Genomic DNA, 6,675 nt, shown 5'->3' with positions numbered 1-6,675 from the left:
GGTGCATTTCGCGGGCGGCGAGCTCGGGGTCGGGAATGGTGCAGAACACCAGGCAGGCGACCACGGTGTCGAAGTGGCCGTCCGGGTAGGGCAGCCGGCGGGCGTCGCCCTGCAGCAGGTGCAGCGGTTGGCGGACGCCGGCTTCCCGCGCGTGGCGGCGGGCCAGCGCCAGCATCGCCGCCTCCGGCTCCAGGCCGTGGATCTCGCTGACGGCGTCGCCGTAGAGGGCGAGATTGGCGCCGGTGCCGATGCCCAGCTCCAGCACGCGGCCGCGGGCGCCTTGCAGCAGGCGCTGGCGGTCGCGATAAAGCGGACGGGTGGCCCAGTCCAGCAGTTTCGGAAACAGACGGTCCTGGTACCAGCGCATGGGGCTCCTTGTTGTGGCGGCTATTGCCGCTCGGGCAGTACGTAGTCGTCCGGGTTTTCCAGCATGTCGGTGGTCAGGGGCCCGGAGATCACGCTGGTCAGGTTGCGGTCGGTGTGCTTGCTGAAGGTGCGCCGGGCCTTCTCGAACAGCCGGAAGCTGCGGAAGTTGAGCGCGTACAGGCGCACTTCGCGCAGCCGCTGGTAAGAGTACATCACATCCAGCGCGTCCATGGAGAACTGCGGCTTGAGCTGCATGGCGGTCTCCAGGTGGCTGATCGCCTCGTTGAGGTCCCGCTTGCGGTTCATGTAGATCAGCGCGTTGGCGTACTCGTAGTGGACGATGGGAATGTCCGGGGCCAGCGTCAGCGCCTCGTCGAAGGAGTCCTGGACCGTGGTGGTGCGCGCGCCGTAGGTCATGCGGCCGGTGAATTTGCCCACCCGGCGCATGATGCCGGCGTCCACGCCGGCCAGGAAGGCGTGGCCGAGCGGGTGGTCGGGCATGATCTCCAGGACCCGTTCCGCGTTGTTCTTGATCTTGCTGATATAGCGGCGGGCGACAATGATCGGCACCGGCGATTCCTCGGCGATGCGGGCGATGGCGTAGGCGTAACCGAGGCGCACCACGGCCACCACCGGCTCCATTTCCGGGTCGTCCTCGGCGGGCTCCATCAGGTCGAAGTAGCGCTCGGTGCGGTTGGCCATGTCCTGCAGCATCATGTATTTGACGCTTTGCCGGTCGGCCAGATAGATGGCGTAAAGCAGCTGCGAGAACAGCGCCGGGATCTCGCCGATGGGGCCCAGTTCCAGGCCCAGGCGGCGGGCGGTCTGGAAGTTGCCGGCGAAGAAGTGGCGCCAGACGTTGACGTAGCGGCCTTCCAGCTTCTGGAAGTCGCCGTCGAAATCCTCCAGGCCGTCGCGCAGGAAGGGGTACTTTTCAAATTGCCGGCGCAGGTAGTCCGCGGACGGGTAGGGCATGCGCAGGCCGCGCATCAGGTAGTCCCATTTTTCGCGGATTTCGGCGTCGGTGTAAGTGAAGTAGGCGCGGTTGTAGGGGACCTCGTTCCAGGGCTCGATGAAGATGCGCTCATCGACCGGGATGTTCTCCATCTCCAGCTCTTCCTGGGTGACCTGCTCTTCCTCGTCGATCAGCAGGGCCGGGTCGATATCCGGGGTTTTCTGTGCCTGCAGTCCCAGGCTGGTCAGGCACAATACGATCAGCAGGGGCCAGCGCCATCCCGCGCGGCCTCGGTGAAATTCCACTTTCATGACGATGCTCTTCTTTTTTTATCTGGACGTCGCCGGCAGGGCCGGCATGGCTCGGGCAAACCAAAAAGGAAGCCGAACCTTGCCATGGGAAGAGCGGGTCGAACAAGAATTCACCAGCCGGGGGTGGGCGGCTCTACGGTCAGTCAGCCGCCGGCTTTTTCCAGGATGGCGACGAAGGGTTCGCTTTTACCGTGGCCGCGGACGATATCCAGCAGCGTGCGCCCCCGGTCGTCGGTGGCGCGGATATCGCGGTTCTGTGCCTGGAAGAACGCCACGAAGCGTTCGAAATCCTCCGCGCGCAGGGCGCGGTAGGCCTTGAGCAGGACGTGGAAGTCCGGGTTCTCGCCTTCCTCCGGCGGGAAGTCCAGGAACACCTTGATCTGTTCGTCGGTCATCGGCTCGCCGACCACCTTCTTTTTGTCTTTGCGCTCTGCCATTCACCACCTCTGACGTTGTCTGCTTGCGCGGCGCGCGCGGCTCGGCGTCACCGGCCGGGTTTCCAGGGGCGGGGATTATAGGGTCTAAAGCCCCGGGGGGCGAGGAGCGGCGTGAACAGGGGGGCGGGGACGCTCCGGACCGGCGACCGCGCCGGCCCGGAGGGCGGGACGCGGACTTACTGAGCCATGTCCTTGAGCTTTTTCAGTGGCCGTACTTTGACCACGGTGCGAGCGGGTTTGGCGGCGAAGGTGGTTTCCTGGCCAGTGAACGGGTTGATGCCCTTGCGAGCCTTGGTGGCCGGCTTCTTCTGGGTCACTGCCTTGAACAGACCAGGAAGGGTGAACTGGCCGGCGCCGCGCTTCTTCAGATGACCTTCCATGATATCGGTCAGCTCATCGAAAACGCTGTTCACGTCTTTCTTGGTGAGGCCGGTGGAATCGCTGATCTGAGCGATGATTTGGGATTTGGTCATCGGATCGGCGATGGCCTTCACCCGACGCGTGGTGGTTGCCGTGGCGGCCTTCTTTGCCGCTTTTTTCTTTGCAGCCATAGGATTGCTTACCCCTTTTGTTGGTGACTTCCTGGAATGAAAGAAACTGCGTGTCCCTGTCAGGGCACCCCTGTACTGCGGCCTCAGAGGCACGACTGATACAGTGCGCATCCAGTTATATGCCATGGATATGCGCGGTACAAGGCGTGCAGCCCCTATTTTTTGTGTGTTTCGGCATCGAATCGACGTTCTCGGCGGTCAGGCCGGCAAGGGTTAGCAGGCCCAACCCCGAATCGCTATACTAGGCCGCCTTTTCAGCCACCCAGGCCGTCCCGACGGCGGCTTCATCGGATTCAGGAACGGACAGAACACATGCGAAGCCATTATTGCGGTGATTTGCGAGCCTCCCACGACGGGGAAACAGTGCGGTTGTGCGGTTGGGTTCACCGCCGCCGCGACCACGGCGGGGTGATCTTCCTCGACCTGCGCGACCGCACCGGCCTGGTGCAGGTGGTGTTCGACCCGGACACCGAGGAGGCCTTTGCCCTGGCCGACAAGGTACGCGGCGAATACGTGCTGCAGCTTGAGGGCCGGGTGCGCCTGCGCGACGAGTCGGTGCGCAACCCGCGCATGGACACCGGCGACATCGAGGTGTTGGGCCTGTCGCTGACCATCCTCAACGAAGCCCAGACGCCGCCGTTCGAGCTGGACGAGTACTCCGCCGCCGGCGAGGAAGTGCGGCTCAAGTACCGCTACCTGGACCTGCGCCGCCCGGAAGCCCTGAAGCGCTTCCAGTTCCGCTCGCGGCTCACCCACGCGGTGCGCGCCCACCTGGAAGGCCAGGGGTTCATGGACGTGGAAACGCCGATCCTGACCCGCGCCACCCCGGAGGGCGCCCGCGACTATCTGGTGCCCAGCCGCACCCACCCGGGCAGTTTCTTCGCCCTGCCGCAGTCCCCGCAGCTGTTCAAGCAGCTGCTGATGGTGGCCGGCTTCGACCGCTATTATCAGATCGCCAAGTGTTTCCGCGACGAGGACCTGCGCGCCGACCGTCAGCCGGAATTCACCCAGATCGACCTGGAGGCGTCCTTCGTGGAGGAGGACGACATCATGGCGATCACCGAGTCGATGGTGAAAAGCGTGTTCAAGGACATGCTCGACGTGGACCTGCCCGCCTTCCCGCGCATGACCTATGAAGAGGCCATGCGCCGCTACGGCTCCGACAAGCCGGACCTGCGCGTGCCGCTGGAGCTGATCGACATCGCCGATCTGATGGACGGCGTGGAGTTCAAGGTGTTCGCCGGCCCGGCCAAGGACCCGAAAGGCCGCGTGGTGGCCATGAAGGTGCCCGGCGGCGGCGACCTGTCGCGCAAGGAGATCGACGAGTACACCAAGTTCGTGGGCATCTACGGCGCCAAGGGCCTGGCCTATATCAAGGTCAACGACCTGGACGCCGGCGCCGAGGGGCTGCAGTCGCCGATCCTCAAGGTCCTCACCGAGGACGCCATCCAGGGCATCCTCAAGCGCACCGAGGCGGCCACCGGCGACCTGATCTTCTTCGGCGCCGACAAGGCCAAGGTGGTCAACGAGGCGATCGGCGCGCTGCGCGTCAAGGTGGGCCACGAGCGCGGCCTGGCGCAGGGCGACTGGGCACCGCTGTGGGTGGTGGACTTCCCCATGTTCGAGGAAGAGGACGGCCGTTACTACGCGCTGCACCATCCGTTCACCATGCCCAAGTGCAATCCCGAGGAGCTTAAGAGCAACCCGGAAGGCGCCCTGTCCCGGGCCTACGACATGGTGCTCAACGGCACCGAACTGGGCGGCGGCTCGATCCGTATTCACCGCCCGGACATGCAGCGCAGCGTGTTCGAGGCGCTGGGCATCAGCGACCAGGAAGCGGACGAGAAATTCGGCTTCCTGCTGGACGGCCTCAAGTACGGCGCGCCGCCGCACGGCGGCCTGGCGTTCGGTCTCGACCGGATGGTGATGCTGATGACCGGCGGCGATTCCATCCGTGATGTGATCGCCTTCCCGAAAACCCAGACCGCCGCCTGCCTGATGACCAACGCGCCGTCGCCGGTGGATAATCAGCAGCTGCGCGAAGTGGGCGTGGCGGTACGCAAAGAAGAGCAATGAGATAACGCGGACAGGTTAGGAGACACCATGGCGGGTCACAGTAAATGGGCCAATATTAAGCACCGCAAGGCGGCCCAGGATGCCAAGCGGGGCAAGATCTTCACCAAGCTGATTCGTGAAATCACCGTGGCGGCCCGCATGGGCGGCCCGGAGATCGCCGACAACCCGCGCCTGCGCGCCGCCGTCGACAAGGCGCTCAGCAACAACATGACCAAGGACACCATCGACCGGGCGATCAAGCGCGGCGCCGGCGATGACGACGGCGCCAACATGGAGGAGATCACCTACGAGGGCTACGGCAAGAACGGCGTGGCGGTGCTGGTGGAAACCATGACCGACAACGTCAACCGCACCGTGTCCGAGGTGCGCCATGCCTTCTCCAAATTTGGCGGCAACCTGGGCACCAGCGGCTCGGTGGCGTTTCTGTTCACCAAGCGCGGCGAGATCTTCTTCGAGCCGGGCGTGGAAGAAGAGAAGCTGATGGAAGCGGCCCTGGAGGCCGGCGCCGAGGACGTGGAAGAGAACGAGGACGGCAGCTTCCTGGTGATCACCCGCCCGGACAAGAGCTTCGGCGAAGTGGTCGACGGGCTCAAGGAAGCCGGGCTGGAACCGGCCGACGCGGAAGTGACCATGAGCCCCTCCACGGAGGCGGAGATCGACGCCGAGACCGCCGAGACGGTGGGCAAGATGATCGACCTGCTGGAAGATCTCGACGACGTGCAGAACGTCTACACCAACGCCCGGTGGCCGGAAGAATAAGAACGGTCTCTCTTATACTGGACATATGAACAGCAGGCAGGTTAGATATAACCTGCCTTTTTTATATGGGCGCGACTCTGGCCCTGGAAGCACACTATGACCATTCTTTTGGGGATCGATCCGGGCTCCCGCCACACCGGTTATGGGGTGATCGAGCAGGTCGGTAACCGCAGCCGGGCCCTGGCGTTCGGCACCATCAGCACCAGCGGCGCCGAGATGGCGCCCCGGCTGGGCACCATTTTTGCCGGCCTCTGTGAGGTGATGAGCGCCCACAGGCCGGAGGAAGTGAGCATCGAGAAGGTGTTCATGGCCCGCAACCCGGATTCCGCCCTCAAACTCGGCCAGGCGCGCGGCGCCGCGCTCACCGCCGTGGTGCAGAGCGGCGTGCCGGTGTTCGAGTATTCCGCCCGCCAGGTCAAGCAGGCGGTGGTGGGGCGCGGCGGCGCCGAAAAAGTGCAGGTGGCGGAGATGGTCAAACACCTGCTGGGGCTGGAAAAGCGCCCCCAGGAAGACGCCGCCGATGCGCTGGCGATCGCCCTCTGTCATGCTCACATCCGTGTTTCCCTGGCGCGCATGGGCGGCGCCACCTCAGTACGAAGAAGACGGATACGATGATCGGACAATTACGAGGCACCCTGTTGGAAAAGCAGCCGCCCCGGCTGCTGGTGGACGTGGCCGGCGTCGGCTATGAAGTGGAAGCGCCGATGACGGTGTTCTACGACCTGCCGGAAAGCGGCGCCGAGCTGACGCTCTATACCCATTTCGTGGTCCGCGAGGACGCCCAGCTGCTGTACGGCTTCACCGGCCGCTACGAGCGCGAGCTGTTCCGCAGCCTGATCAAGGTGAACGGCTTGGGGCCGAAAATGGCGCTGGCGATCCTCTCCGGCATCGAGGCCGACCGGCTGGCCGCCTGCATCCGCGACCAGGACACCACTTCGCTGGTGAAGGTGCCGGGCATCGGCAAGAAAACCGCCGAGCGGCTGGTGATCGAGATGTCCGACCGGCTCGACAAGCTGGAAGGCGCGCCGGCCGCGCGGCCCGGGCCGCGGCCCCTGGACGGCCCGCCGGACGGCCGCGCCGACGCCATCGCCGCGCTGGAATCGCTCGGCTACCGGAATAAGGAAGCCGCCGCCGCCGTGGGCCGCGCCGCCGAAGAGGCCGGCGCCGACCCCAGCAGTGAAGAGCTGATTCGCCGTGCCCTGCGAACTCTGGCAAGGTAA

Annotated in this window: 8 protein-coding genes; 4 read left to right on the top strand and 4 right to left on the bottom strand. The window is 64.9% G+C overall.

Annotated features, from left to right (window positions below; genetic code table 11):
• From ACEQZD_RS08520 to ACEQZD_RS08505, 4 genes are all read right to left on the bottom strand, one after another.
• Window positions 1-367: class I SAM-dependent methyltransferase (locus tag ACEQZD_RS08520; RefSeq protein WP_370184961.1), on the bottom strand; the 367-nt coding region annotated here is incomplete at its 3' end.
• Window positions 368-387: 20 nt separating this feature from the next.
• Window positions 388-1,632, bottom strand: coding sequence for a hypothetical protein (locus tag ACEQZD_RS08515; protein ID WP_370184959.1), 1,245 nt, complete (start codon window positions 1,630-1,632; stop codon window positions 388-390).
• Window positions 1,633-1,775: 143 nt separating this feature from the next.
• The gene (locus ACEQZD_RS08510; protein WP_194855452.1) at window positions 1,776-2,069 is read right to left on the bottom strand and encodes a PA4642 family protein; all 294 of its coding nucleotides are present in this window, start codon (window positions 2,067-2,069) and stop codon (window positions 1,776-1,778) included.
• Between the two features lie 176 nt (window positions 2,070-2,245).
• Window positions 2,246-2,542, bottom strand: a complete 297-nt coding sequence (locus ACEQZD_RS08505; RefSeq protein ID WP_370184957.1) for an HU family DNA-binding protein — start codon at window positions 2,540-2,542, stop codon at window positions 2,246-2,248.
• Between the two features lie 390 nt (window positions 2,543-2,932).
• On the opposite strand from ACEQZD_RS08505, the gene aspS reads away from it, so the two are divergent.
• The 4 genes from aspS to ruvA all read left to right on the top strand — a co-directional run bounded on the left by aspS (window position 2,933) and on the right by ruvA (window position 6,675).
• Window positions 2,933-4,696, top strand: a complete 1,764-nt coding sequence (aspS, locus tag ACEQZD_RS08500; protein ID WP_370184955.1) for an aspartate--tRNA ligase — start codon at window positions 2,933-2,935, stop codon at window positions 4,694-4,696.
• Between the two features lie 27 nt (window positions 4,697-4,723).
• Complete coding sequence (locus ACEQZD_RS08495; protein WP_142948698.1) at window positions 4,724-5,455, top strand: YebC/PmpR family DNA-binding transcriptional regulator; 732 nt, start codon at window positions 4,724-4,726, stop codon at window positions 5,453-5,455.
• Window positions 5,456-5,551: 96 nt separating this feature from the next.
• Window positions 5,552-6,070: a crossover junction endodeoxyribonuclease RuvC gene (gene ruvC, locus ACEQZD_RS08490; protein ID WP_370184952.1), complete on the top strand. Its 519-nt coding sequence runs from the start codon at window positions 5,552-5,554 to the stop codon at window positions 6,068-6,070.
• On the top strand, window positions 6,067-6,675 hold the full coding sequence (gene ruvA / locus ACEQZD_RS08485; RefSeq protein WP_370184950.1) for a Holliday junction branch migration protein RuvA: 609 nt from the start codon (window positions 6,067-6,069) through the stop codon (window positions 6,673-6,675). The genes ruvC and ruvA overlap by 4 nt, the downstream gene beginning before the upstream one ends.

It is taken from the genome of Alloalcanivorax sp., from assembly GCF_964221125.1.
GTDB lineage: Bacteria > Pseudomonadota > Gammaproteobacteria > Pseudomonadales > Alcanivoracaceae > Alloalcanivorax > Alloalcanivorax venustensis.
The sequence above is the reverse complement of the archived record's forward strand: the minus strand, read 5'-3'. Positions and strand labels throughout refer to the sequence as shown.

Excerpts from the sequence above, each read along its gene's own strand:
- ACEQZD_RS08510 (WP_194855452.1), bottom strand. The coding sequence starts at position 2,069 with ATGGCAGAGCGCAAAGACAAAAAGAAGGTGGTCGGCGAGCCGATGACC.
- ACEQZD_RS08495 (WP_142948698.1), top strand. The coding sequence starts at position 4,724 with ATGGCGGGTCACAGTAAATGGGCCAATATTAAGCACCGCAAGGCGGCC.
- ACEQZD_RS08515 (WP_370184959.1), bottom strand. The coding sequence starts at position 1,632 with ATGAAAGTGGAATTTCACCGAGGCCGCGCGGGATGGCGCTGGCCCCTG.
- ACEQZD_RS08505 (WP_370184957.1), bottom strand. The coding sequence starts at position 2,542 with ATGACCAAATCCCAAATCATCGCTCAGATCAGCGATTCCACCGGCCTC.
- ruvC (WP_370184952.1), top strand. The coding sequence starts at position 5,552 with ATGACCATTCTTTTGGGGATCGATCCGGGCTCCCGCCACACCGGTTAT.
- aspS (WP_370184955.1), top strand. The coding sequence starts at position 2,933 with ATGCGAAGCCATTATTGCGGTGATTTGCGAGCCTCCCACGACGGGGAA.
- ruvA (WP_370184950.1), top strand. The coding sequence starts at position 6,067 with ATGATCGGACAATTACGAGGCACCCTGTTGGAAAAGCAGCCGCCCCGG.